A 22,157-nucleotide genomic window follows, 5' to 3' on the forward strand; every position below is an offset into this window, starting at 1 on the left:
GCGAGTATAAATAAGAATCCGTCGCATTTGCCAGTTTTTTTGCCATGTCCCTGTCGCTGCTGCGGTGAAATCCCCCCATGTTTCCTGGCGTCCAGGCAAAAAAAACCGACGCGGTGCGTCGGTGATGGGTCAATGCCGCGCGGGCTTACTTGACGTGCTTGCCGATCAGGCCGGCCATCTCGAACATCGAGACCTGGGGCTTGCCGAAGACTTCCTTGAGCTTGGCGTCGGCGTTGATCATGCGCTTGTTGGCCGGGTCCTGCAGGTTGTGCTCCTTGATGTAGATCCACAGCTTGCTGATGATCTCGGTGCGCGGCAGCGGGGTGCTGCCGACCACGGCGGCCAGCGCCGGGCTGGGGGTCAGCGGCTTCATGAAGGCGGCGTTGGGGGTGCGCTTCTTGGCGGCCTCGGGGGCGTTCTTGGCAGTTGCCATGTCAAATCGTCCTTGTGGTGGTGGAAATGTCACCAGCGAACGCCTGGTGCTCCACTGGTAGCGGCGATGCTACTGGGAAAAAAACGGCTTTCCAAGGAAGGTGACGCTTTTTTGCGCCAGGGGCGCCGTGTCCTCGGTGCGCGTGACAATGCGCGGCGCGCGTGTCCCAAGCATAGGGCGCGCGCCGCGCTCCCTCAACCCGTTGCACAAGGCCCGCATCCATGACTGCCGATTTCGCTTCGTTTCCTTCCACCTGTGACCTGTGCGACGTGCACAAGGCGGACGACAGCGGCGCCTTCCGGGTGCTGCCGCCGGTCATGCACAGCTATGGCGGCCTGGCCGCGTTCGCGGGCGAAGTGCGCACCGTGCGCTGCTTCGAGGACAACTCGCTGGTCAAGGCCGCAGTGGAAGCCGCCGGCCACGGCCGGGTGCTGGTGGTGGACGGCGGTGCGTCGCTGCGCCGCGCGCTGGTCGGCGGCAACCTTGCGGCCAGCGCCGCGCGCAATGGCTGGGCCGGTATCGTCGTCAACGGCTGCGTGCGCGACGTGGCCGAGCTGGCGGCGGCGCAGGTTGGCATACGGGCGCTGGGGTTGGTGCCCTTGCCCACGGAAAAGCGCGGCGAGGGCCAGAGCGGCGTGGCGGTGCAGGTCCAGGGCGTCTGGGTGCGGCCGGGCGACTGGCTGTATGCCGATGCCGACGGCATCGTGGTCAGCGATCGTCCGCTTTGAGTGTCGTGGGGGCAGGGCGTGAGCCGGAGCGTGCCGGCAGCGTCGCTAGCACCACGCTCGCCAGCGCGATGCCGAAGGCCAGCAGCTGCACGGCGGTGAAGCGCTCGCCCAGCACCAGCACGCCGACCAGGGCCGCGCCGACCGGCAGCAGCACCGTGAACACGCCGGCCTGCGCCGCCGGGACCGCCTGCAGCCCGGTCATCCACAGCCATACGCTCCACATGCAGGCCGCCAGGGCGTAGAACAGCAACAGCAGCCACATGCCGCCGGTCACGCCGGAAAAGTCGAAGCGCAGCGCCCACCACAGGCCGGCTGGCGTGGCCAGCGCCAGTCCCCACAGGTTGATGAGCGCGGTGATGCGCCGCGGCGCCAGGCTGCCGGTGAGTTTCTTGCCGATGACGGAATACGCGCCTTCGCAGGCCGACGCGGCCAGCAGCAGTGCCCAGCCCAGCCAGGCGGCATGCGGGGTACTGGCGGCACTGGTGGCGGTTGCGCCAGCGGGCGACGCGGATAGCGCGAACAGGGCGATGCCGGCCACGGCGCAGGCCACTGCCAGCCAGGTGCGCGGCGCGACCTGCTCACGCAGAAACAGCCAGCTCATCAGTGCCACGCAGGCCGGAATCGACGCCATGACGACTCCGGCGGTGCTGGCGCTGGTCAGGCTCACGCCATAGATCATGCACACGGTGAACAGAAAGTTGCCCAGCAGCGCCTGCAGGAACAGCAGGCCGCGTGTCTGCCGCGTCAGGCGTGGTTCGGCGGCTGGACGGCGCAGCCAGTGCAGCATGGCCAGGCTGCCCATGCCAAAGCGCAGCCAGGTCAGCAGGAACACCGGAAACACCGCCGCCAGTGGTTTGGACAGCGCAACGTAGCTGCCCACCAGCGACATGCTCAAGGCCAGGCACAGGTAGGCAAGGGGGCGGCAGGGTGGCGGCACGGCGATGGATGAACGACAAACGGCGGGTGCGCATGATGCCGCATGGCACGACCCCGGCACCGGCTGCGCTGGCACTGCCCGTGCGTTTCCGCATGATGCCTTGTATTTTCCATACTGCGAAATAGCACATTGCTGCAACGCCACAATTTTTCTCATTACAAGAAATTTTTTCTCATATGCAGAAAATTTGTTCTCAAGTAATTGATTTTTAAGAAATAATTTTTTGTCTTGTATAAGACACAAGACGTTGCTTCAGTCTTATACAAGACTTAAAGTACGTCCAACGGCAAAGTCATGCCGCCCCTGATAACCAACCCTCATCTGGAGATCACCATGCCCCAATCCCTGAACGCCCAGCTCAGCCGTGAGCAACAGATCGCCGCCCTGGAAAAGGACTGGGCGCAGAACCCCCGCTGGAAGGGCGTCAAGCGTGGCTACAGCGCCGCCGACGTGGTGCGTCTGCGCGGCAGCCTGCAGCCCGAGCACACGCTGGCCAAGCGCGGCGCGGAAAAGCTTTGGGACAAGATCAATGGCGGCGCCAAGAAGGGCTACGTGAACGCCTTCGGCGCCATCAGCGCTGGCCAGGCCATGCAGCAGGCCAAGGCCGGCCTGGAGGCGGTGTACCTGTCGGGCTGGCAGGTGGCCGCCGACGGCAACACCAGCGAGACCATGTACCCCGACCAGTCGCTGTACGCCTACGACTCGGTGCCGACCATGGTGCGCCGCATCAACAACACCTTCAAGCGCGCCGACGAGATCCAGTGGGGCCGCGGCCTGAACCCTGGCGATGAGGGCTTCATCGACTACTTCCTGCCCATCGTGGCCGATGCGGAAGCCGGCTTCGGCGGCGTGCTGAACGCCTTCGAGCTGATGAAGAACATGATCGCTGCAGGTGCCGCCGGCGTGCACTTCGAGGACCAACTGGCAGCCGTGAAGAAGTGCGGCCACATGGGCGGCAAGGTGCTGGTGCCGACGCAGGAAGCCTGCGAGAAGCTGATCGCCGCGCGCTTCGCTGCCGACGTGATGGGCGTGCCGACCATCGTGCTGGCGCGCACCGACGCCGAGGCCGCCAACCTGATCACCAGCGACCATGACGCCAACGACCAGCCGTTCCTGACCGGCGAGCGCACGCAGGAAGGCTTCTTCCGCGTGAAGAACGGCCTGGAGCAGGCCATCAGCCGCGGCGTGGCCTATGCGCCCTACGCCGATCTGGTGTGGTGCGAGACCGGCGTGCCGGACATCGGCTTCGCCCGCGAGTTCGCGCAGGCCGTGCATGCCGCCTCGCCTGGCAAGCTGCTGTCGTACAACTGCTCGCCGTCCTTCAACTGGAAGAAGAACCTGAACGACAGCCAGATCGCGTCGTTCCAGGAAGAGCTCTCGGCGCTCGGCTACAAGTACCAGTTCATCACGCTGGCCGGCATCCACATCAACTGGTTCAACACCTTCCAGTTCGCGCACGCCTACGCCCGCGGCGAGGGCATGAAGCACTATGTAGAGATGGTGCAGGAGCCGGAATTCGCCGCACGCGACAAGGGCTACACCTTCGTGTCGCACCAGCAGGAAGTGGGTGCGGGCTACTTCGACGACGTGACCACCGTGATCCAGGGTGGGTCGTCCTCGGTCAAGGCGCTGGCCGGATCGACCGAGGAAGAGCAGTTCCACTGAGCTGCCGGTTTTCCTGACCCGCAGCGCCTCACAAGGGCGCGGCGGGCTGCATGAAACGCAAGAGCCACCCGAACGGGTGGCTTTTTTTGCCCATTTTCCGGCGCGGTTTGAAGGGAGTTAAGAAAACCAACACCCACGCGGCGCGAAAAATTGGGATTTTGCGGGTAGAGGTGGAATCTGGCGGGATGGGCTGATGCAACGGCGTTGCAACCCATGTAACGCGACAAGCGCCCGTCAGCGGCTTTCCAGTTCTGGTCTCGTCTGGCCCAGCATGTCCAGCTGACCTGGAGCAGCAATTGCCAAGCGTTGGGTCTTGATGCGGTCGCTGATCCTGCGCAATAGCTTGCGCATGCCGCGGGGGGTCATCTTGAAGTGCCGTGCGATCTGGTCCACGTTGTCCCCGGTGTACATATCCCAGGCCTCCAGCTCCTTGCGCGTGAGTTGGTAGCGCTCATCTTTCGGAAAGGAGATGACCTGGCCTGCACAGTAGCCGCTGAGGAAATCCACCATGGAAGCAGCAACGAGCTGCGCGGCTTCCGAAGCCATACCGACTTCTGCAAGCTGCCGCGCCATCACATCCATGAGTTCCGAATACAGCTCATGGCGCCTGAGCAAAGCGCGGCTGACGTCACTGCTCACTGCAGGCCCTCCTCGACCTTCAAAGCATCCATTTCAGTCGATATAGGGCGATCCAGCGCTTTTGAAAGGTATTCCCAGGCCTGCCAGTGCATATCAAAGCCTTGACCCCGGTTCAGGCACCGCTGTGCCTGCATCGCCAGTTCTGCCTGGTCAGAATTCAAAGGGACGGCACGATGGGCCATAAGCACTTCGGCGCGCAGCGCCGCTACAGCCTCCGGCAGGCGGCGCATCGCCCACTTCTTGAGCGTCTCGATCAGCGTTTCGACGACACGGCCGCGCGCCCAACGCAGATCGTCCACCTTGGCGATGCGCTTGACGTAGGCGGCCAGGGCTTTCTCGGAGGGATCGCGCACCTCGCCCAGTGCATGCAGAAAGAGCCACAGCGCCCGCACCTTGCTGGCATCCGGATTGAGGGCCTGCGGCCGATCTCCGGCCTTTGGACGGACCACGAAGCCCTTGGCCTTCATATGTGCCAACACCAGCTCCATGTTTGGAACGCTCATCGCGGCGAGCGATTCGGACTTTCCAATGGTACGCAGGATGTCGCGGTACGCCAGTTCGTCCAGGCCGCACTGGCGGCCCAGGTCGCGCCGCGCCACCTGGATCAACTTGATCAGCGCGGCGCGGCGAGGATTCGTGGGTGCTTTGGCAACGGTCATGACAATGGTCCAGGTGGCTCACCGCAACCCCCAGCAGTGCGAGGGGCTGCAGAAAGGCGGCTGGGTTAGATGCCCCCGCGCACGATGGCACGGCGGCGGTCGTTGTCGGCCTGGGTCGCGGCACTGCCCAGCACCAGCCCGCCGCTAAAACGCCGGGGCGCCAAGGTGGACATGGGACGGCCCAGGCGATCCAGCACTACGGGCTCGCCAGCGGCGCGCGCGGCCTGCGCCAAGCTGCGCACGCGCCGCACCGGGGCTGCATCTGCAGCGGCGCGCGGACGTACGCTTTCAAAGGCGTTCAGCGGGCGGTTCATGCAGCCTTCCTCTTGGCGAAAGATACGCCGTCACGGCTCTTGGGCCTACTGCACCAGGCCAGCCACAGGGCCAGCGCATCACCTTTGGCGCGCTGGCCCTCTGCCTCGGGCACACCGGGTACCAGCAGCATTCCCGCGCTGGCGCCTTTGCCATGCCGGGCGAGCGCCGATAACTGACCCTTCAGGGCGTACTTCGGGCCAGCCGCAATCTCGATTGCGCCGCTACCGCCCGGTTCGTTCGGCGGCAAGGAGTCGCCGATCTCGATGAGGCCGGAAGCCCAGCACCATGCCACCTGGGGCGTGCAGTCGTAGTAGTTCTTGCAGCCGCAGCGCGGGCATACCAGGTCGCTCCACTGGATGTCACCAGTGGAGCGGCGCGGCCGAGGACGGGAGATGCGATCGGCCTCGGTATGCATGTGGCGGCAGCGCGTGCATTTCACGGAAGCGCCAGTGCTAATCATTGCGTCACCTCGACCTCGAACGGCGTCACGACGAAGTCCTCCACGCCGGTGACGATGTTGATGCCGGCGATGCCGCGCACTGCATCCGGCTCGTTCAGCATGGCCTCCTTGTTGGGCTCGTTTTTCACGCGCACGAAGCGCCCCAAGCCCATGCGCAGCAGCGTGTCCAGCACCGCATCCGTGCCGCGGATCGACACGCTGGGCGGCCGTAGGCGCCAACTCACCTCGCCGGTGACCAGATGGGCCGTTTTGCCCAGCCGGTCACCAGCGCCGCACAGCTCGGTGCGGTGTGCCTCGCACCAGGCCTGCACGCCGCCCTGCAGCGCGTCGATGCGCTGCTGCAGCGCGGACAGCACCGGCTGGTACCGCTGGGTGATCGCGCCGATCGCGTCATTCATCGCCGCGCGCTCACGCTCGAACTGCCGCTGCAACTCGCCCAGCAGGCGGATGGATTCGGCGCAGTCGTTCTTGCTCTGCGGCACTGCCGCCAGGGTCTTGCTCTTCAAACGGGTTGCCATGGTGGGTCTTTCAGTGAACGGCGGCGCTGGCGCCGGGGTGATCGGACTGGGCGGCGGCACTGGCCAGGTCGCCCGCGAGCTGGGCAGCCACGAACGACGCGGCACTGATGCCATCGGGCGGCAACTGCATCGCAGTGCCGTGGTACAGCGTGCGCAGCACCGACAGGACGGCGGCAGTGCGCCGGCGCTTAGCCCGCAGGGTGGCCAGCAGCTCTACGAGCAGCTGCAGCTCCTCGGCCTGCTGCTCTTGCTGGGTGGGACGGTTCATGGCTGCTCGCCTTTCTTGGCCTGGATAGCCGCGCGCATGGCGCGCACGGTCGGTGACGTGCCCGGCAGGGGCGCCGCGGCTGCGGTCGTGGGCCGCGGCGCGGCGCCGGGCAGCGCGCTGCCCGCGCCGGCCAGCAGCGCGCCGGCCCTGGTGGGCGCGTCGCTGGCGTGGGCCCGGTGGGCCGCGCGCCGCTCCTGCTCGCGCTGCTGCTCCTGCGCGGCTTCCGCCTCATCTGCCATGCGGGTGAGCACCTGGTACAGGTAGCCATTGCCCTGCAGGGGCGGCTGCAGCGTGCCCTTCCTCACAGCCAGAAAAACAGCGTCGAACGCCGTCTCCCAGTCCTGCGGCGTAACCGCCCAGGCCCGGCCATGGCGCTCCACCGTGCCGCCCGTCATGTCCGCCACCAGCTCGACCACCAACTCACGCACCCGGCCAATGCGCAGGCGCTGCTTCGGCGGCTTGTGCAGGCGCAGATAGCGCTGCAGCCGCTCGCCCAGCGGCAGCGACAGGCGCAGCACGTCCGCCACCAGGCCCCGCACCTGCGGGTCGTCGATCATCCGGGCCAGCTTCACGTCCAGGCTCTCCTGGGCGCCGCACACCGGGCAGGTATCCAACCAGTCCGTCATGGCAGCGGCCTCCAGGCCAGCGCGGCCACAGCGGCCAGCGCGGCGGCGCCTAGCCAGGCGGCCACGGCGCGCACCGTGCGGCCCCTGACCCGTGCCGGGCAGCGCACCAGCGTGCCCGGGGCGAAGTAGTGGCGCGGCCGGCCCTTCATGCTGCCTCCCGGCACGGGCGCGGCTGGCGCGGGCCGTGCAAGAGCACGGTGGCCAAGCGCATCACCTCGATGCGGGCCGCATCGGGGAACAGCACGATGGCGCGCTCCGCGGCGGCGCCGCCGTGCGGATACAGGGCGCAATGCACCCCGTGCGAGCCGTCCGGCATGTGAATGGTGACGTGGTAGCTGTGCACGATCAGCCCCCGCGCACCGCGGCCTGGATCAGCGCCGCATTCACCTGCGGCGCGCCGATCTTGACCGCCTCGTTCATGGCCCGCGTCACCAGGTTGTTGATCGCCAGCGGGTAGCACAGCGACTGCTCGCGCGCCGTACGCTGGCCGCGCACCGTCTCCGTCACCGACTGGCGCAGCGTGGCGCGGATCGCCTCCACCGCATCGGGCGCGAACACCGCCTCCAGCCTCAGGCCCACACGCTCCAGCTTGTGGCGCAGGTAACCCTCCACATGGTTGTCCAGCGGCGGCAGCTTCACCATCTCGCAGCGCTGCACCACCTCGCGCACCTCGGGGTTGTGCTCGCTGAGCTTCTTCTCCAGTTCCGTCTGGCCCACCAGGATGATGGCCAGCAGCTTCTTGAAGCCATCCTGCAGCTCATAGAAGCGCTTGAGGTGCTTGAGCGTGGGCACCGCCAGCGCGTGCGCCTCCTCGATCACCAGCACATGCCGGCGCCCCACCTGCGCGCTGCCGCGCAGGATGTTGTGCATCTGCGCCGCGCGGTCCTGCAGCACCTGCTTGAGCGGCGTGCCGGGCGAGACCGCGCGGATCACCGCGCCCGTGATGTCCGTCGCCTTCAGCGCCTTGCCCTTGCGCTCGCTGTCCTCCATGCCGATCACATAGGGCTCGATCACCGTAATCGGCTCGCCGGTGGTGTTGATCCAGTCGATCAGGTCCTGGCGCAGCGTGGACTTGCCGCCGCCCGACTCGGCCACCACCGCCAGCATGCCGCCATGCTTGGCCGTGTGGCGCATCGCCGCGCGCACGTAGCGGATGTCCTCGGTGATGTACACGTCCGCATCCTCGTTCAACTCGTTCACGAACGGATCGCGCAGCACCTTGAAGTGCTGCCGGGCGGCAGGCGTAAGGGAATGGTGCCGTAGTAGCATGAAAGGGTCCTCTTCTTGGTTAGGGCCGGGCTGGGGGCCGGAGTTGTTGGCTTGCGCCATCGCCTGCAGCTGCGCGTTGGCGCGCGCGGCTGCAGGTGCTTCGTCAAAGGTCCGCGCCAGCCGCTCGGCGGGCAGGCCCTTGGCTATCAGATAGGCCGAGATGCTGCTGCGCAGCAGCGCCTCGTGCAGCCCGCGCGTGCTGGGCCAGATGCGGTACTTCACGATCTGCGTCACCGCCGCGCGCGAAATCCCGATGTGGCGCGCCAGCTGCGACTGGTTGCTGCCCACGACGGCCAGGTCTTGCGGCAAATTCATCATCGCCAGCACCTCACACCGCGCGCAGGCCGCCAGCGGCCCGCAGGGGTTCGTCGGCCATGTCCAGCGCCTGGTACTGCGCGACCAGCGCAGCCACCTGGTCCTCGGGCACGCCCGTTTGGTAGCGCTTCATGAAGAAGGCGTTTTCCTGCGGCGACAGATGGCGGCCGATCGCGCCCACGATGCGCAGCATCGCCGTCACCGCGTCGATCAGCTCCGGCCCGGCCGGCGCGGCATGCGCGGGCGTGTCGATGCCCGTTCCCTGGCGCGGCAGATAGGCCGGCAGCTCCACATCCCGCAGGTAGCCATGGGCGTTCAGCTTCCCCTCGAAGGGCGCCGCGCGCTTGGCGCGCGCCGCCTTCACCTCGTCCTGCGTCAGGCCCGGGTACGCCGTCTCGTCCATGGCCGACGCGGCATGCTCCGCCTGCGTCTTGGCCGCGCGCTTGAACTCGGCGCCGATCTCGGCCGCATCGGCGCGCTGCCCGAAGGCGTCGAACTCCACGTTCGGCTCCACCCGGTACACCAGCGCTTCGCCGTCGTAGCGCGCCACCTGCACCTGCACCGCGCACTCGCCATAGACCAGCCCGCGCACCAGCACCGTGTCGCCCACGTTGATGCCATCGAAGCCGCGCAGGCTGTAGGCCAGCGTGCGCTGCGCCGCCGGGTGGCGGAACGTGATCGACAGGTCCGGCTTGACCTGGCGCTCTTCTTCCTTGCTGCGCATGAACGCCTGGCACACCTCCAGCGGCGGCAGCACGCGCAACTGCTCGGCCGTGATGCGCTGCCACAGGTCGTAGCGCGCCACGGGCGCCGCCAGGCCAGGCCGGCGCAGGCGCGTGTCCTGGCCAGGGATCAGGTTGGCGTTGTACGCATTGGCCCAGGCAAAGGCCGCCGCGTTCAGCTGCCCTACGTCCTCCACCGGCTCAAAGCGCAGCCGGCTCTCGAACTGCGTCTCCACGAGGTTGTTGCCGTTCTCCGCGCCCCCCTTCACGCGGGCATTGCCCGCCTCGTGGGTAAGGTGGCGCACGCCCAGCGCATCCAGCAGCGAGCGCACCGCCGCCGACGTGTTGGCGCTGCCCTTGTCCCACAGCAGGTGGCGCGGCACGCCGTGCAGCGGCCGGCCTCCCTGCAGGCCCCAGGCGAACATCAGGAACCGGAACAGGTTGTGCTGGTCCTCGCCCGCCGCCTCCGTGTACCAGGGCACCACGCAGGCGCTCGCCCGGTCATAGGCCACGTAGCGGTAGCACTTGAACTTCACCTTCGCTAGGCCGTCCAGCTTGTTCTTGTAGAACTCGTCGTCGCGGATGATGTACTGGCGCCCGCGCAGGTAATACACCAGGCACAGCGACGGGTCGACCTCGTGCGTGTGGTTCGGGTGCGGCGCCCGCAGCGCCTGCACGGGGTCCGCCACACGCTGGGCGGCCACGTTCAGCTTGCGGTCGCGCAGCAGCCGGTTCAGCTGCCCGTTGCTCACCCCGAAACCGTGCCCGTTTTGCTCCAGAATGCCGCGCGCCGTCGTCGTGAACAGCGTCTGCTTGCCATTGGCCCGCACCGCCTCGCGCTGCGCCGCGCCCAGCGTCACCAGCGCCTGGGCCGACACGCTGGTCGTGCCCTTGTCGCTGCGCGCCTTGCGGCCCGAAGACCAGCCGGCCACGCCCTTCAGGTGCCGGTACACCGTCTGCACCGACAGGCCCAGGAACTGGCCCGCCTCGCGCACCATCTGCGTGCCCGTGCCATGCTCGGCACCCTCCAGGCGCCGCGCCAGCTGGCGCACGTACTCGCATGCTTCAGGGGAGAGTGCGGCCATATCGCCCTCCACCTCATGCGGCTGCATCGGCTGCCTCGGGGGTCTGCATCAGGTACTGGCGCGCCTCCAGCAGCTCATCGCCGAAGCGCTCCTCGAAGGCATGCTGCGCCGCGCCCACCATCTCGGCCAGGCGGTTGATGCCGTCCTGCAGATGCAGCGCCACCAGGGCCACGCTGCGCGGCAGCGGCACGGGCGCCTCAGGGTCGTAGCCGTCGGCCTGCGTCACCTCCTCCGTCCACCAGCGCTCCAGCGCCACGGCCGCCTCGTGGTGGGCGGCGATGCCCTTCTCGATCAGCGACTGCCGCTCGGTGATCTCCGCTTGGAACGGCGTGATGCGCTCGTCCAGCGGCGCCACCACCGGGCGATGGCCCTCCAGCTGCCGCTCGGCCCTGTCCGCGCGCTCCTCGGCGCGGCCGCGCTTGTCATTGGCGAACTTCACATCCTGCTCCGCCTGGCGCAGCCGCTCGCGCAGCTGGCTGGCGCTCAGGCGGTCGATGTCGTCCATCTCCTGCAGGTTCTCCAGCACGTCATCGTCGTGGGTGACCAACTCCAGGAAGGCGCTTGCGTTCTTGACCTGGGTGCTCAAAACGCTCAATTTGAGCGATTTGGACGTCTTGGCGGCTGCTTGCATGAAACGCCTGGCGGTCGGGCCGCTAAAGCCCAGCAGCTCGACACGCTGCTGAAATTCGCCATGCGGAGACACTTCCTTGAGCAGCAGCAGACGTTTGCCCGTCTCCAGGATGGCCTCCACCGTGCGCCGCTGATAGAAGCGGATTTCGTCCTCCAGGGTGCCCACGGTCAGCGCGCCCTCATAGCCCAGCTCCTGCGCCATGGCGGTGGCCTTGGCCTCCACTAGCGCCAGGGCGCCGCGCGCGCCGGCCTCCTGCTGCGCCATCTCGGGCGGCGTCGCGCCCACGAAGTCCGGGCCTGCCTGCGCCGCGGGTGCCATTGCCTTGCGTCCTGCCATGTCGTGTTTCCTCTTCGGGTTGTGGTGATCAAAGGGCGCGCGTGTAGCGCTGGTCGATGTCGTCAATGCGCTGGCGCACGCGGCGCAGCTCGTCGTCGTGGGCGCGGGCCAGCTGGATCAGCTTCGGCGTCAGCCGCCAGCACTCCTCGTTGCCGGGGATGCGCTCGGCCACGCCCTCATCGGCCAGCAGCTCCAGGTCGCGCAGCGCCATGGGCGGCGCCACTTGCAGCGCCTGGGCCACCTGCTTCAGCCGCAGGCCATCGAACGCATGGCCCTGCAGCGCCCACAGCAGGCGCAGCGCGCGGCGGGCGGGCTGATGGTGTTGGGGGTTGCTCATGGTCAAAGCTCCAGTTGGGGGTGGATGTGCTGGGCCACGTTCTGGCGGTGCCAGGCCACGTGCTCCATGTGGGTGGTGAGCGCGGCCAGGGCGGCCGTGGGGTCCTGGGGCCTGGCGTAGAAGTCGCTCAGCAGCTTGATCGCCACCGCGAAGTGCTCGTGCAGCTGCACGATGTCCGCGTGGTTGAGCTTGCGGCCGGTGGCCACCTCCACCAGCAGCCGCCCGCCGCTGCCCGCCAGCCAGCGCGTCACGAAGTCGATGCCGCACGCCAGCTCGTAGGGCCGGATCAGGTTCGCCGGCATGCTGCCCTTTTGCAGGTACTTGTAGAGCACCCAGTGGTCCGCCAGCCCCATGTCGTCGGCGATGCGCTCCACGCTCTTGTTCAGCCGCTCGCGGGCGTGGTCCTTGCACAGCTCCAGCGCGTGGCGCAGGCTGGTGGGCTGCACGGCCTTCCAATTGCGGCGCGTCATTGGCGGCACCCCGCGCGCTGGGCATCCAAACAAATGGCTGGATTGGCCCGCGCCGCAAGGGCCTGCGGGCCATAGAGTGCGGCCCCAGCACCACATGGGAGACCCGACATGGACGACGACGACTTCATCCGACTCAGCGACAGCGACGATGCGCTGTACCGCGCCTTCGGCGTGCTGGTGGGGCAACTGCACCGCACACGCATCATTGAGGCCTCCGCGTTGGCGTCGGAGATGCGACTGCTGGCCGACAGGCTGGACAAAGAGGAGCCTGTCCGCCCGCTGAGTGCGCGGGGCCTGCGCCGGATTGCACAGTCGATTGATGAAGCGGCGCCGGGCTGGGAAGAACTGCGCGCTGTGCAGGAGCTGTACCGCCCAGGGGAGCCAGGCTCAGGGAGCCGGTGAACGGCTCGCGGCGCAAGGCACGTGCGCCGCTGTCAGCGCCAGTAAGATCGTTGCTGGACATGCCGCTCATGCCGCCGCGAACTGAAAGCGGGGCGCCTGGCCGCGGGATATCTGGCCGGCCTTGAGCCCCAGCTCCACGGCGATGTTGTGGCTCTCGCCGCGCACGCACTTGCGCTTGGGGTTGCGGTCGTCGTCGTTGACGATGTCGATGACCAGCGCGGCCGAATAGCCGTGCTGCCTGGCCCAGCCCGAGTACGACCAGCCACGGCTGGCGAACTCGCTGCGGACCTGCTTGCGGGTCTTGAGGGGCATGGCGGTGCGTCCTGTTGTGTGGGCACTAGTAGGCGCTAGTGCTGGGTTGTGTGAACTTGTGGGATGTGATTATGGTACTTAAAGAGACCATAAGCAAGGTACTTTTGTGTCTGAAGAAAAAGAATTTGCAGCTGCTGGCAGGCGTATCCGCGCACTGAGGGGCGAGACAACGCAGAGCGCGTTTGCCGAGCGTCTTGGTGTGAACCGGAAAACGGTCGAACGGTGGGAGGCCGGCGAGCGCTTGCCAGACGGGCAATCGCTGCTAGCACTGATGACCGTGTGTGGTGCGGATGTGAACTACATCCTCACCGGCCAGCGCAGCCAAGCAGCAGCCCCACCGTCAGCGCTGCCGCCCCGGGTGCGCGCGCTGGTGCAGAACTACGAGGCCACGGACGAGGAAGGCAGGCGCCACATCGAGCGCGCGGCCGATCTCGAGGCGCAATCAGCGGCCGCAGGCCGCAAGAAGACCGCGCGTGGCGGCCAATGACGCAGAAATTCATCAGTAGCGCTACGGCGTTGGGAGGAGACCATGGATAGGCCTGTAGAGGCATCAACACGCAGCACGGCAGGGCACTTCGTGCTCTTGCTGTCGGCCGGACTGCTGGGCGGGCTGGTCGGGTGTGGCTCCGATGAAGACCAAGCGCGCTGGAGCGCTCAGAAGGTCATCGCGGCCCGCATGAAGGACCCCGATTCGGCCAAGTTCCGCGATGTCTACACGGTAGACGCGCCATCCACTTTGCCCAATACACGCCGCATCGCCGTCTGCGGCGTGGTCGACGGCAAGAACAGCTTCGGCACGTACACCGGAGGCGATCGCTTCGTCGTGCTGCAGTCCTTCGACAGCAAGTTCAACACCCAGGACACCGTCACCGCAGAGGTGGAACCGGCAGACCGACGCGCAACCCCCGATTCCAGGAAAGCGGGCATGCCAGCCACGGTCTATGAAAGCGTGTACTGGAACCGGTACTGCGTGGACGCATCGCACCCGCCGACGTTTACGGGCATTTGAAAGCGAACAAAGGAAAAAAATGTCTTTGCCACTTCGCAAACGCACCGTGCATTTCTACGAGATTCATCTGCGCTCCTATGCCAAGGGCAGAGCTTCCATCCAACACCCCTCCTGCGCCGCGCTGCAAGACCTGCTCAAGTGTTTCGCCCAACTGGCAACCCGCAGCAAGCTGCCGCAGACCATCCGCCGGTCACCCCATCTGCACACGGTTCTCGCAGACTGGAATTACGACCAGGCCAATAGTTGCTACGAGCTGCTGATCAGCAAAGCCAATGCTGCGCTGTCTGATGTTGCCCTGCGTGACCTGGCCACAGCGAGGCTGCGCAAGGCGGGCAAAACCAAGGCGGAAGGCATCGAGATTTCGGCCCATGTTTTGGTTCGCCCCAACGCGGATGGCAGAACCGCAGCGATGCTGCTCACCATGCAAGCAGGCGTCTGCGCGAAAGACGTCGTAACTTTGCTGAGGGCATTGTCCCGGGAAGCTGCCAAACACCGTCGCAACAGGGCGCTGTTTCACTTCGACGTTCCCTCCGGGGCCAAGGACGCAAACGGCAAGCCAGAGCAATACGAGGTGACCTACGGTTTTACCGCTTATGCCCACCAAGGGCAGACGCTGGCAAATGCCCTGCAATCTGGCGAATTCGAGGCAATGGATTTGATTGCACGCCAGCGCACCCAGTTCGACACCGGAGGCAATTTGCAGATCACCGAACGCAGCGTCAGTGTCCAGGCCACCGTGCCTAAGGCAGTCACTGGCGCGCGCATCATCAATGCGGTACGCTCCTTCGTACAAAGCCGGGAAGGGGCTGGCTTTGACAAGCTGCGCATCCACTACAAAACAGTGGCTGGCAAGAAGACCAGCGCCACGCTGAACATCAACGACCTGGACGCGGCATTCACTCTCAAAGACCACATCGAGTTGGACACTGAAGTGGAGGCTCAGCAGGAAACGCTCAGCCCCATCATCCTGGCCGGGATGAAGCCGTTACTCCAGTCGGTGCCCTCATAAGCTGCAACCACCATGCTGGATCTTGTCAGGCCCTTTTCATTCCTCACTATCCGGCATCCTTCACGAGTGCCGTTATGGGTGAATTGGCTGCTTCCGCTGCTGGCGGCGCTCATGGCGCTATTGGCGATCGGCTGGCTGGGCAGCAGCGTGAACGTGTTTGGAAAGGATGGGTTGCTTGACCGCTTCCTGGGCTTTATCCAGACCTTGGCAGGCTTCTATATCGCCGCTCTGGCGGCGGTGTCATCCTTCAACAGTCCCCACCTCGACCGGGAAATGCCCAGCCCAGCTCCCACCATGTACATCAAGTACAACACGGGGATGCAAAGTGTGCCGGCGACACGGCGGCGCTTTCTGACGTCGATGTTTGCCTACCTCACGGCATTGAGTTTCCTCTTCAGCATTGGTGCCATCGCGGTCGTGGTCTTGGCTCCCGCGCTCAAGCAGTCTTGGCCAGCGGCCGTGACCTACTTGCATTGGCTGGGCCTGGGGGTATTTTCCTTTGCACTCTTCCAGATGACGTTTGTGACCTTTTGGGGACTGTTCTATCTGGGCGAGCGCATGCTCACGCCCGACTGAAGTCCTAGCGAAAACAGGGTCCTGGTTCCCAATACACAGCGCGTCCTCGCGGCAAGACTGATGGCTTTCCCCCATCGCCTTCATCCGCCAAGGACCGCCCGTGAGAGACTTCATCCCCGCGTGGCTGCGCGTGCCGCGCACCACCACCTGGCTGCTCCTGGCCGCCAGCTTGCTGGTGGCCATCGCCATCATCGCGCCCCCGCAGTTGCCGGTGGTGCTCTACAAGGCCTCCCTCGTCGCCTTGGCCGCCGTGCTGGGCTACTGGCTCGACCGCGCCCTGTTCCCCTACGCCCGCCCTGACGGCTACCTGGTGCGCGACTGGCGCTACGGCACCGACGAGCCCGTGGGCGAGGTCGACTACCCCGTCGTCGCGAGCCACCTGCGCGCCTTCACCGCCGCCATGCTGCGCCGCGCCCTGGTGGTGGGCTGCGTGGTGCTGGGCGTTGCCTCGGGCCTGTGATGCGGCAAGCCCTCAAGGACTTGGCGCTGGCCGCGCTGCTGGTGGCGCTGTGCGCGCTGGCGGCCTGCCTGGCCCCGGCGGCCCACGCGCAAACCACGGGCCTGGCGTCCGCGGGCGCGCAGGCACCTCAAGAGGCGGCGCGCTACCGCAGGCTTTTGATCCGCACGGCGCATGCCTATTGGGGCCTGGACGCGCCGGTGGCCGTGTTCGCCGCCCAGGTGCACCAGGAAAGCGCCTGGCGCGCCGATGCGGTGAGCCGCGTGGGCGCGCAGGGCATGGCGCAGTTCATGCCCGCCACCACGCGCTGGATCGCCGGCCTGCACCCGCATCTTGCCGCGCAGCAGCCCTTCAACCCCGCCTGGGCGCTGAGCGCCCTGGTCACCTACGACCGCTGGCTGTATGACCGCGCCCCCGCGCGCTACACGCCGCGCGAGCGCATGCACGTCGCCCTGCGCGCCTACAACGGCGGCCTGGGCCACTGGCAGGCGGAGGCGGCGGCTACCGGGGCCGCGCAGCCCACGCCCGCCCAGGTCGATGCCGCGTGCGGCAGGGCCAGGCGAGCCCCGGTGCACTGCGCGGAAAACCTGGGCTACCCCCAGCGCATCCTGGTGGTGCTGCAGCCGCGCTACGCGGCGTGGGGGCCCGGCCTGTGACCGTCAGCACCCGTGCCATCGCCCTGGCCATGCTGGTGGCCAGCGCCATCGCAGGCGCCCATTGGCTGAAGACCTATCTGATCGCCCAGGGCGACGCGCGCGGCGCCGCCCGCGTGCAGGCCGCCTGGGATGCGCAAGAGGCCCAGCGCAATGCTGCCACCGCGCGCGACAACGCCACCAAGTTCCGTAACGCCGAAAGGCTCGCCCATGAAGACGCCCAAGCCCAGGCTGCGCGCCACGCTCGCGATGCTGCTGCTGCCGCCACTGTGCGCGGCCTGCGCGCCGAGATTGACCGCCTCAACAGCCGCCCCCATCCCTACCCGGCAGGAGATGCCGGCCTTGCCGCCTGCGCTGGCGAAGCCACCGCCGCGAGAGAGCTTTTCGGAGAAAGCGCAGGCGCGTATCAAGCGCTGGCAGCAGAGGCTGACGGACTCCGCGACCAGGTGACCGGCCTGCAGGACTTTGCCCTGCGCGTGTGCCGCGCGGGCAGCGCGCCGAGCTCGGGGCCTGTGGCCGCAAGGAGCCGCGATTGACCGACGACATCGACCGCGCCCAGGCGCGCGAGGCCGAGCTGCTGGCAGACGCGCTGCGCGCCCACGCCCGCCGCGCCGGCCTGGCCGGCCGCACGGTGGCCGACTCCGCCCACTTCTGCGGCGAGCGCTCGGGTGGCGAGCTGGGCTGTGGCGAGCCTATTGCCCCGGCGCGCCGCGCCGCGCTGCCCGGCTGCCAGCTGTGCGTGGACTGCCAGGCACGCCAGGAAAGAACCAGAGGAACGCGATGACGCTGCAGGTGGATTTCTGGCAGCTGTTCGGCTTCGGGCTGACGCTGCTGACCGGCTTTGCCGGAATCATCTTGACCGCCGGGCGCCTGATCGCCTCCCAGTTCGAAACCCGCATCAACGAACGCTTCGACGTGCTGCAAAAGGCGCGCGAGGCCGAGGCCGCGGGCATCACCCGGCTGGAGCGCGATTTCCTGCGCCTGCAGGCCGACCTGCCGCTGCACTACGTGCGCCGCGAGGACTACGTGCGCGGCCAGTCCATCGTCGAGGCCAAGCTCGACGGCCTGGCCACCAAGATCGACAACGCCCAGCTGCGCGTTGCCGCCATCAACGACCGAGGCAGCCCATGAGCCCCACCATCGACACCGCCCGCATCCGCCGCGAGAACCTGCGCTGGCTCATCATCCTCACGCTCAACAACGCCCGCCCCATCGGCGCGTTCGAAGGCCCAGTGCTCTCGGTCGCCCAGTCCGAGTACCCCGACGCCACGCCGCTGGAGCTGCGCCGCGAGATGGACTACCTGCACGGGCGCGAGCTGGTGCGCCTGGACAAGCAGCCCTGCGGGCGCTGGTTCGCCGAGCTCACCCGTATCGGCGTGGACCTGGCCGAGTACACCATCGCCTGCGAGCCGGGCATTGCCCGCCCCGCGCGCTACTGGTGAGCCATGGGCCGCAAGAGCTCCATCGACCGGCTCGATCCGGAAATCAAGGCCTACATCCAGGCCATGCTCGCCTCGGGCGGCGTGACGCTGAGCGAGCTGATCGCCGACCTGCAGCAGCGCTACCCGGCCGCCGCGCGCTCGGGCAGCCTGCCCAGCCGCTCGGCCGTGGGCCGCTACGGCCAGAAGCTGGAGCGGCGCCTGTCGGCCATCCGCGCCAGCACCGAAGCCGCACGCCTCATCCAGCAGCACGCCGGCGACGACAAGGACGCGCGCAGCGAGGCCCTCACCGCCATGGTGCAGACCGAGCTGTTCGAGGCCATCCTGGCGCTGCAGGAGGCGGACGAGCCCGGCGAGGTCGGCGAGCGCGCCGACCCCGGCGAGCGCGTGGCACTGCTGTCCAAGGCGGCCAAGAACATCGCCACGCTCACCCGCTCCAGCATCAACTTGAAGGAGTTCCAGGCCAAGGTGGAGGAGGCCACGCGCAAGAAGCTGCTGGCCGAGCAGGAGGCCAACCTGCAGGAGGTCGCCAAGGCCCAGGGCATGGACGCCGACCAGGTGGACTTCTGGCGCCGCAAGTTCCTGGGCATCGGGGCCTGACATGAACGCCATCAAGCCCCTGGGCTCCACCCTGCGCACGCTGGAATGGGACGACCTGCCCGCCAGCGTGCGCGCCATTCCCGAAGGCTTCGACCCGCTGGCCGACGGCGTGCTCATGAAGCACCAGCGCGAGGTGGCCGCCATCCAGGCGGCCATCGTCGCGGTCCCGAAGGGCCGGCGCACCGGCATCACCTTCGGCACCATGCTCGACAAGACGCTGGTGGCCGCCGCGCGCAAGAGCGCCGGCGGCGACAACGTCTACTACATCGGCGACACCAAGGAAAAGGGCCTGGAGGCCATCGGCTACTGCGCCAAGTTCGCCCGCGTCATCGCCCAGGCGCAGGGCCAGGGCGTCTCCGGCGTCGAGGAATTCCTGTTCGAAGACCAGGACGACAGCGGCAAGACCCGCCACATCACCGCCTACCGCATCCGCTTCGCCTCCGGCTTCCAGGTCTGCGCGCTGTCCAGCCGCCCGGCCAACATCCGCGGCCTGCAGGGCCACGTGGTCATCGACGAGGCGGCCTTCCACCCCGACGTGCAGGGCGTGCTCGACGCCGCGACCGCGCTGCTGATCTGGGGCGGGCAGATCACCGTCATCAGCTCGCACAACGGCAAGGCCAACCCCTTCGCCCAGTTCTGCCGCGACATCGAGGCCGGCCGCTACGGCGCCGACGCGCGCGTGGCCACCGTCACGTTCGACGACGCGGTGGCCAATGGCCTGTACGAGCGCGTGTGCTTCATGAAAGGAACCCCACCCACGGTGGAGGGCAAACAGGCCTGGTACACCAAGATCCGCAACGGCTACGGCGTGCGCAAGGCCGCCATGCGCGAGGAGCTGGACGCCATCCCGCGCGACGGCAATGGCCTGTGCCTGCCGGGCGTGTGGATCGAGCAGGCCATGGTGCTGCCGCCCGAGCGGGTGCTGCGCCTGGCGCTGGACGAAGACTTCGTGCGCAACAGCCCGCCCGAGCGTGAGGCCTGGGTGGCCGACTGGATCGCGCGCCACCTGGATCCGGCCCTGGCGCTGCTCGACCCGCATGAGCGCCACGTGTTCTGCCACGACTACGCGCGCCACCGCGACTTCTCCAGTTGGGGCGCCATGGCGCTGGGCATGGGCATGCGCCGGCGCGTGCCGCTGTGCATCGAAATGCACAAGGTGCCCTATGCCCAGCAAAAGCAGATCACGTGGCACGCCATCAGGCGGCTGCCGCGGCGCTGCGGCGGCGCCATGGACGCCGGCGGCAATGGCGAAGCCCTGGCCGAGGAGACGGCCGACGAGTTCGGCCACACGCATGTGCACCAGGTCAAGTTCAGCCGGGCCTGGTATGGCACCTGGATGCCCAAGCTGGTGCAGGGCTTCGAGGACGGAATGCTCGACATCCCCGCCGACCCCAACTTCGCCCAGGACCTGCGCGCCATCGAAGAGGTGGACGGCATCCCCATGGTCGCCAAGGTGCGCCGCAAGGACGTCAAGGACCCCGACCTGCTGCGCCACGGCGACAGCGCCTCCATGCTCGCGCTGGGCTGGTTCGCCACGCTCAACCTGGGCGCCTCCATCGACTTCACTCCCGCCCCCGCGCTGCCGCGCGGCTTCGACAACCTCGGCGCGGCCGGCCCGGACGATGAGGCCGAGGACTACCTCGGCCTGGTCGAGCCGCGCGCTACCTGGTAGAGACCCACGCTGCAATGGCAACCTCCCGCATCCTCGGCCCCGACGGCCAGCCCATCCCCATGCCCGAGCTGCGTGAGCCGCAGACCTCGCGCCTGCTGCATCTGCAGCGCGAGCTGCAGATGCACCCCACGCGCGGCCTGACCCCCTCGTGCCTGGCCCGCATCCTGGACGCGGCCGAAGCCGGCGACCTGGTCGCCCAGTTCGAGCTGTTCGAGGACATGGAGGAAAAAGACGGCCACATCGCCGCCGAGATGGGCAAGCGCCGCCGCGCCTGCGTGCTCGACTGGGACGTGGTGCCGCCCGAGGGCGCCGACGCGGCCGAGAAGAAAATAGCCGCGCAGCTCGGCGAGCTGCTCATGGAAGTGCCCGACCTTGAGGACATGGTCTTCGACCTCACGGACGCCATTGGCAAGGGCTACGCCTGCCTGGAAATCGAGTGGCACCAGGTCGAGCGCCTGTGGGTGCCCAAGACCATCACGCACCGCCCGCAGTCCTGGTTCACGCTGCACCGCGGCTACCGCCAGGAGCTGCGCCTGCGCAGCGGCGCGGTGGTGGACGGCATCCTGGGCGAGCCGCTCACGCCATTCGGCTGGATCACCCACCTGCACAAGGCCAAGAGCGGCTACCTGGAGCGCGCCGCGCTGTTTCGCCAGCTGGTGTGGACCTACCTGTTCAAGAACTACAGCGTGGGCGACTTGGCCGAGTTCCTGGAGCTGATCGGCGTGCTGCGCCTGGGGAAGTACCCGCCCAACGCCAGCGACAGGGAAAAGGCCACGCTGCTGCGCGCGCTCTCGGCCATCGGCCACAGCGCCAGCGGCATCATTCCCGAGGGCATGCTGATCGAGTTCCACGACGTGGCCCCGGGCGACCCCAAGGCCTTCACCGCCATGATCGAGTGGTGCGAGCGCAACCAGTCCAAGGTCATCCTCGGCGGCACACTCACCAGCGGCGCCGACGGCCAGGCCAGCACCAACGCCCTGGGCAACGTGCACAACGAAGTGCGCAAGGACCTGCGCGACGGCGACATCCGCCAGGCCAACGCCACCCTCACGCGCGACCTGGTGCTGGCCGTCGCCTCGCTCAATGGCCTGGCGCCGCACGGCCTGCGCCGCCTGCCCCAGTTCCGCCTGAAGACCCAAGAGCGCGAGGACCTCACCGCCTTCAGCCAGGGCCTGCCCGCGCTGGTCAACCTGGGCGTGCGCCCGCCCGTATGGTGGGTGCACGAGCGCCTGGGTATCCCCACCGCCCAGGGCAACGAGCCGGTGCTCATGCCCGCCCAGGCCCCCGCCGCCACCTCCGCCGCCTTGACTTCACCCCCTCTCCCCCTGGGAGTGGGCCGGGGTGAGGGCCTGCCCCCGCCCGTGCAGATGCAGCCCCGCCTGGCGGACAACCTGGCCCCGGCCGTGGGTGCCTGGATCGACCAGATACGCGAGCTGGTGGCGCGCGCGCAATCGCTCGACGAGATCCGCGACGGCCTGGATGCGCTGCTGCCCGGCATGACGCTGGACCAGTACGCCGCGGCGATGGCCGTGGCCCTACGCGCCGCGGAAATGGCCGGCCGCTACGAGGTCATGCAAGAGGCGGCGGCGGGCTGACCGCCACGGCCCGTAGAAGC

At 67.6% G+C, this 22,157-nt stretch carries 33 protein-coding genes; 16 read left to right on the top strand and 17 right to left on the bottom strand.

The annotated features are described in order from the left end of the window. Positions 1–145 precede the first annotated feature (145 nt). Complete coding sequence (locus tag BLQ61_RS13165; protein ID WP_091571114.1) at positions 146–433, bottom strand: SWIB/MDM2 domain-containing protein; 288 nt, start codon at positions 431–433, stop codon at positions 146–148. A gap of 221 nt (positions 434–654) precedes the next feature. Between BLQ61_RS13165 and rraA the strand changes: the two genes are divergently transcribed. Then, positions 655–1,161: a ribonuclease E activity regulator RraA gene (gene rraA, locus BLQ61_RS13170; RefSeq protein ID WP_091571116.1), complete on the top strand. Its 507-nt coding sequence runs from the start codon at positions 655–657 to the stop codon at positions 1,159–1,161. On the opposite strand, the gene BLQ61_RS13175 is transcribed toward rraA, so the two are convergent. Further along, a complete protein-coding gene (locus tag BLQ61_RS13175; protein ID WP_281218505.1) occupies positions 1,142–2,104 on the bottom strand; it encodes a DMT family transporter in 963 nt (320 codons plus the stop codon). The two genes, rraA and BLQ61_RS13175, sit on opposite strands and share 20 nt — an antisense overlap. Positions 2,105–2,431: 327 nt before the next feature. On the opposite strand from BLQ61_RS13175, the gene aceA reads away from it, so the two are divergent. After that, positions 2,432–3,763: an isocitrate lyase gene (gene aceA, locus BLQ61_RS13180; protein ID WP_091571356.1), complete on the top strand. Its 1,332-nt coding sequence runs from the start codon at positions 2,432–2,434 to the stop codon at positions 3,761–3,763. Positions 3,764–3,997: 234 nt separating this feature from the next. Here aceA and BLQ61_RS13185 read toward each other — a convergent pair whose 3' ends face one another. From BLQ61_RS13185 to BLQ61_RS13240, 14 genes are all read right to left on the bottom strand, one after another. After that, positions 3,998–4,402, bottom strand: a complete 405-nt coding sequence (locus BLQ61_RS13185) for a Mor transcription activator family protein (protein WP_091571121.1) — start codon at positions 4,400–4,402, stop codon at positions 3,998–4,000. Further along, the gene (locus BLQ61_RS13190) at positions 4,399–5,061 is read right to left on the bottom strand and encodes a gp16 family protein (protein WP_091571124.1); all 663 of its coding nucleotides are present in this window, start codon (positions 5,059–5,061) and stop codon (positions 4,399–4,401) included. Before BLQ61_RS13190 ends, BLQ61_RS13185 begins: the two co-directional genes overlap by 4 nt. Before the next feature lie 65 nt (positions 5,062–5,126). Beyond that, positions 5,127–5,375, bottom strand: coding sequence for a hypothetical protein (locus BLQ61_RS13195; RefSeq protein WP_091571127.1), 249 nt, complete (start codon positions 5,373–5,375; stop codon positions 5,127–5,129). Next, positions 5,372–5,791, bottom strand: a complete 420-nt coding sequence (locus tag BLQ61_RS13200) for a hypothetical protein (RefSeq protein ID WP_245704060.1) — start codon at positions 5,789–5,791, stop codon at positions 5,372–5,374. The genes BLQ61_RS13195 and BLQ61_RS13200 overlap by 4 nt, the downstream gene beginning before the upstream one ends. 41 nt (positions 5,792–5,832) lie before the next feature. Next, on the bottom strand, positions 5,833–6,354 hold the full coding sequence (locus BLQ61_RS13205) for a host-nuclease inhibitor Gam family protein (RefSeq protein ID WP_091571132.1): 522 nt from the start codon (positions 6,352–6,354) through the stop codon (positions 5,833–5,835). Positions 6,355–6,364: 10 nt separating this feature from the next. Further along, positions 6,365–6,622, bottom strand: coding sequence for a hypothetical protein (locus BLQ61_RS13210; RefSeq protein WP_091571135.1), 258 nt, complete (start codon positions 6,620–6,622; stop codon positions 6,365–6,367). Further along, complete coding sequence (locus BLQ61_RS13215) at positions 6,619–7,248, bottom strand: hypothetical protein (RefSeq protein WP_091571137.1); 630 nt, start codon at positions 7,246–7,248, stop codon at positions 6,619–6,621. The genes BLQ61_RS13210 and BLQ61_RS13215 overlap by 4 nt, the downstream gene beginning before the upstream one ends. After that, entirely contained in the window at positions 7,245–7,397 is a 153-nt protein-coding gene (locus BLQ61_RS17405) for a hypothetical protein (RefSeq protein ID WP_175488292.1), read from the bottom strand. The genes BLQ61_RS13215 and BLQ61_RS17405 overlap by 4 nt, the downstream gene beginning before the upstream one ends. After that, positions 7,394–7,591, bottom strand: coding sequence for a hypothetical protein (locus BLQ61_RS17245; protein ID WP_139182752.1), 198 nt, complete (start codon positions 7,589–7,591; stop codon positions 7,394–7,396). Before BLQ61_RS17245 ends, BLQ61_RS17405 begins: the two co-directional genes overlap by 4 nt. Positions 7,592–7,593: 2 nt before the next feature. After that, the gene (locus BLQ61_RS13220; protein WP_091571358.1) at positions 7,594–8,832 is read right to left on the bottom strand and encodes an ExeA family protein; all 1,239 of its coding nucleotides are present in this window, start codon (positions 8,830–8,832) and stop codon (positions 7,594–7,596) included. Positions 8,833–8,845: 13 nt separating this feature from the next. After that, positions 8,846–10,639 carry an integrase catalytic domain-containing protein gene (locus BLQ61_RS17730; RefSeq protein WP_281218504.1) on the bottom strand — a complete coding sequence of 598 codons (1,794 nt, stop codon included), beginning with the start codon at positions 10,637–10,639 and terminating at the stop codon, positions 8,846–8,848. A gap of 13 nt (positions 10,640–10,652) precedes the next feature. Then, positions 10,653–11,606: a hypothetical protein gene (locus tag BLQ61_RS17655; RefSeq protein ID WP_245704061.1), complete on the bottom strand. Its 954-nt coding sequence runs from the start codon at positions 11,604–11,606 to the stop codon at positions 10,653–10,655. A 28-nt stretch (positions 11,607–11,634) separates the two neighbouring features. Next, positions 11,635–11,943: a hypothetical protein gene (locus BLQ61_RS13235; protein ID WP_091571143.1), complete on the bottom strand. Its 309-nt coding sequence runs from the start codon at positions 11,941–11,943 to the stop codon at positions 11,635–11,637. A 2-nt stretch (positions 11,944–11,945) separates the two neighbouring features. Beyond that, complete coding sequence (locus BLQ61_RS13240; RefSeq protein ID WP_091571145.1) at positions 11,946–12,413, bottom strand: hypothetical protein; 468 nt, start codon at positions 12,411–12,413, stop codon at positions 11,946–11,948. A gap of 108 nt (positions 12,414–12,521) precedes the next feature. Here BLQ61_RS13240 and BLQ61_RS13245 point away from each other — a divergent pair, with 108 nt between their 5' ends. Next, on the top strand, positions 12,522–12,815 hold the full coding sequence (locus BLQ61_RS13245) for a hypothetical protein (protein WP_091571147.1): 294 nt from the start codon (positions 12,522–12,524) through the stop codon (positions 12,813–12,815). A 66-nt stretch (positions 12,816–12,881) separates the two neighbouring features. Here BLQ61_RS13245 and BLQ61_RS13250 read toward each other — a convergent pair whose 3' ends face one another. Then, positions 12,882–13,127, bottom strand: coding sequence for a DNA-binding protein (locus BLQ61_RS13250; protein WP_091571149.1), 246 nt, complete (start codon positions 13,125–13,127; stop codon positions 12,882–12,884). Positions 13,128–13,233: 106 nt separating this feature from the next. On the opposite strand from BLQ61_RS13250, the gene BLQ61_RS13255 reads away from it, so the two are divergent. The 13 genes from BLQ61_RS13255 (at position 13,234) to BLQ61_RS13315 (ending at position 22,137) form a co-directional block, all read left to right on the top strand. After that, complete coding sequence (locus BLQ61_RS13255; RefSeq protein WP_091571152.1) at positions 13,234–13,614, top strand: helix-turn-helix domain-containing protein; 381 nt, start codon at positions 13,234–13,236, stop codon at positions 13,612–13,614. A 90-nt stretch (positions 13,615–13,704) separates the two neighbouring features. Next, positions 13,705–14,136, top strand: a complete 432-nt coding sequence (locus tag BLQ61_RS13260; RefSeq protein WP_139182753.1) for a hypothetical protein — start codon at positions 13,705–13,707, stop codon at positions 14,134–14,136. Between the two features lie 19 nt (positions 14,137–14,155). Further along, a complete protein-coding gene (locus BLQ61_RS13265; protein WP_091571159.1) occupies positions 14,156–15,145 on the top strand; it encodes a hypothetical protein in 990 nt (329 codons plus the stop codon). Positions 15,146–15,157: 12 nt separating this feature from the next. Continuing rightward, entirely contained in the window at positions 15,158–15,721 is a 564-nt protein-coding gene (locus BLQ61_RS13270) for a hypothetical protein (protein ID WP_139182754.1), read from the top strand. A 100-nt stretch (positions 15,722–15,821) separates the two neighbouring features. Further along, on the top strand, positions 15,822–16,181 hold the full coding sequence (locus BLQ61_RS13275; RefSeq protein ID WP_091571163.1) for a putative holin: 360 nt from the start codon (positions 15,822–15,824) through the stop codon (positions 16,179–16,181). Continuing rightward, positions 16,181–16,834: a transglycosylase SLT domain-containing protein gene (locus tag BLQ61_RS13280; protein ID WP_091571165.1), complete on the top strand. Its 654-nt coding sequence runs from the start codon at positions 16,181–16,183 to the stop codon at positions 16,832–16,834. The genes BLQ61_RS13275 and BLQ61_RS13280 overlap by 1 nt, the downstream gene beginning before the upstream one ends. Further along, positions 16,831–17,367 carry a hypothetical protein gene (locus BLQ61_RS13285; protein WP_245704063.1) on the top strand — a complete coding sequence of 179 codons (537 nt, stop codon included), beginning with the start codon at positions 16,831–16,833 and terminating at the stop codon, positions 17,365–17,367. The genes BLQ61_RS13280 and BLQ61_RS13285 overlap by 4 nt, the downstream gene beginning before the upstream one ends. Next, positions 17,364–17,615 (top strand): TraR/DksA C4-type zinc finger protein, encoded by a 252-nt coding sequence (locus tag BLQ61_RS13290; protein WP_091571168.1) that lies wholly within the window; start codon positions 17,364–17,366, stop codon positions 17,613–17,615. The genes BLQ61_RS13285 and BLQ61_RS13290 overlap by 4 nt, the downstream gene beginning before the upstream one ends. Then, positions 17,612–17,962 (top strand): hypothetical protein, encoded by a 351-nt coding sequence (locus BLQ61_RS13295; RefSeq protein WP_091571170.1) that lies wholly within the window; start codon positions 17,612–17,614, stop codon positions 17,960–17,962. The genes BLQ61_RS13290 and BLQ61_RS13295 overlap by 4 nt, the downstream gene beginning before the upstream one ends. Further along, complete coding sequence (locus BLQ61_RS13300) at positions 17,959–18,273, top strand: hypothetical protein (RefSeq protein WP_091571173.1); 315 nt, start codon at positions 17,959–17,961, stop codon at positions 18,271–18,273. The genes BLQ61_RS13295 and BLQ61_RS13300 overlap by 4 nt, the downstream gene beginning before the upstream one ends. Positions 18,274–18,276: 3 nt before the next feature. Next, complete coding sequence (locus BLQ61_RS13305) at positions 18,277–18,870, top strand: DUF3486 family protein (RefSeq protein WP_091571176.1); 594 nt, start codon at positions 18,277–18,279, stop codon at positions 18,868–18,870. A gap of 1 nt (position 18,871) precedes the next feature. Continuing rightward, complete coding sequence (locus BLQ61_RS13310) at positions 18,872–20,542, top strand: hypothetical protein (RefSeq protein ID WP_091571178.1); 1,671 nt, start codon at positions 18,872–18,874, stop codon at positions 20,540–20,542. A gap of 14 nt (positions 20,543–20,556) precedes the next feature. Next, complete coding sequence (locus BLQ61_RS13315; RefSeq protein WP_091571181.1) at positions 20,557–22,137, top strand: DUF935 domain-containing protein; 1,581 nt, start codon at positions 20,557–20,559, stop codon at positions 22,135–22,137. The last annotated feature ends 20 nt before the right edge of the window (positions 22,138–22,157 follow it).

The sequence above is a fragment of the Oryzisolibacter propanilivorax genome (assembly GCF_900103645.1).
Classification (GTDB): domain Bacteria; phylum Pseudomonadota; class Gammaproteobacteria; order Burkholderiales; family Burkholderiaceae_C; genus Melaminivora; species Melaminivora propanilivorax.

Bases quoted from the DNA above. Each gene is read 5' to 3' on its own strand.
- BLQ61_RS13165 (WP_091571114.1), bottom strand. From the start codon at position 433: ATGGCAACTGCCAAGAACGCCCCCGAGGCCGCCAAGAAGCGCACCCCC.
- rraA (WP_091571116.1), top strand. From the start codon at position 655: ATGACTGCCGATTTCGCTTCGTTTCCTTCCACCTGTGACCTGTGCGAC.
- aceA (WP_091571356.1), top strand. From the start codon at position 2,432: ATGCCCCAATCCCTGAACGCCCAGCTCAGCCGTGAGCAACAGATCGCC.
- BLQ61_RS13190 (WP_091571124.1), bottom strand. From the start codon at position 5,061: ATGACCGTTGCCAAAGCACCCACGAATCCTCGCCGCGCCGCGCTGATC.
- BLQ61_RS13195 (WP_091571127.1), bottom strand. From the start codon at position 5,375: ATGAACCGCCCGCTGAACGCCTTTGAAAGCGTACGTCCGCGCGCCGCT.
- BLQ61_RS13200 (WP_245704060.1), bottom strand. From the start codon at position 5,791: ATGCATACCGAGGCCGATCGCATCTCCCGTCCTCGGCCGCGCCGCTCC.
- BLQ61_RS13205 (WP_091571132.1), bottom strand. From the start codon at position 6,354: ATGGCAACCCGTTTGAAGAGCAAGACCCTGGCGGCAGTGCCGCAGAGC.
- BLQ61_RS13210 (WP_091571135.1), bottom strand. From the start codon at position 6,622: ATGAACCGTCCCACCCAGCAAGAGCAGCAGGCCGAGGAGCTGCAGCTG.
- BLQ61_RS13215 (WP_091571137.1), bottom strand. From the start codon at position 7,248: ATGACGGACTGGTTGGATACCTGCCCGGTGTGCGGCGCCCAGGAGAGC.
- BLQ61_RS17405 (WP_175488292.1), bottom strand. From the start codon at position 7,397: ATGAAGGGCCGGCCGCGCCACTACTTCGCCCCGGGCACGCTGGTGCGC.
- BLQ61_RS13220 (WP_091571358.1), bottom strand. From the start codon at position 8,832: ATGAATTTGCCGCAAGACCTGGCCGTCGTGGGCAGCAACCAGTCGCAG.
- BLQ61_RS17730 (WP_281218504.1), bottom strand. From the start codon at position 10,639: ATGGCCGCACTCTCCCCTGAAGCATGCGAGTACGTGCGCCAGCTGGCG.
- BLQ61_RS17655 (WP_245704061.1), bottom strand. From the start codon at position 11,606: ATGGCAGGACGCAAGGCAATGGCACCCGCGGCGCAGGCAGGCCCGGAC.
- BLQ61_RS13235 (WP_091571143.1), bottom strand. From the start codon at position 11,943: ATGAGCAACCCCCAACACCATCAGCCCGCCCGCCGCGCGCTGCGCCTG.
- BLQ61_RS13240 (WP_091571145.1), bottom strand. From the start codon at position 12,413: ATGACGCGCCGCAATTGGAAGGCCGTGCAGCCCACCAGCCTGCGCCAC.
- BLQ61_RS13245 (WP_091571147.1), top strand. From the start codon at position 12,522: ATGGACGACGACGACTTCATCCGACTCAGCGACAGCGACGATGCGCTG.
- BLQ61_RS13250 (WP_091571149.1), bottom strand. From the start codon at position 13,127: ATGCCCCTCAAGACCCGCAAGCAGGTCCGCAGCGAGTTCGCCAGCCGT.
- BLQ61_RS13265 (WP_091571159.1), top strand. From the start codon at position 14,156: ATGTCTTTGCCACTTCGCAAACGCACCGTGCATTTCTACGAGATTCAT.
- BLQ61_RS13270 (WP_139182754.1), top strand. From the start codon at position 15,158: ATGCTGGATCTTGTCAGGCCCTTTTCATTCCTCACTATCCGGCATCCT.
- BLQ61_RS13280 (WP_091571165.1), top strand. From the start codon at position 16,181: ATGCGGCAAGCCCTCAAGGACTTGGCGCTGGCCGCGCTGCTGGTGGCG.
- BLQ61_RS13295 (WP_091571170.1), top strand. From the start codon at position 17,612: ATGACGCTGCAGGTGGATTTCTGGCAGCTGTTCGGCTTCGGGCTGACG.
- BLQ61_RS13300 (WP_091571173.1), top strand. From the start codon at position 17,959: ATGAGCCCCACCATCGACACCGCCCGCATCCGCCGCGAGAACCTGCGC.
- BLQ61_RS13305 (WP_091571176.1), top strand. From the start codon at position 18,277: ATGGGCCGCAAGAGCTCCATCGACCGGCTCGATCCGGAAATCAAGGCC.
- BLQ61_RS13310 (WP_091571178.1), top strand. From the start codon at position 18,872: ATGAACGCCATCAAGCCCCTGGGCTCCACCCTGCGCACGCTGGAATGG.
- BLQ61_RS13315 (WP_091571181.1), top strand. From the start codon at position 20,557: ATGGCAACCTCCCGCATCCTCGGCCCCGACGGCCAGCCCATCCCCATG.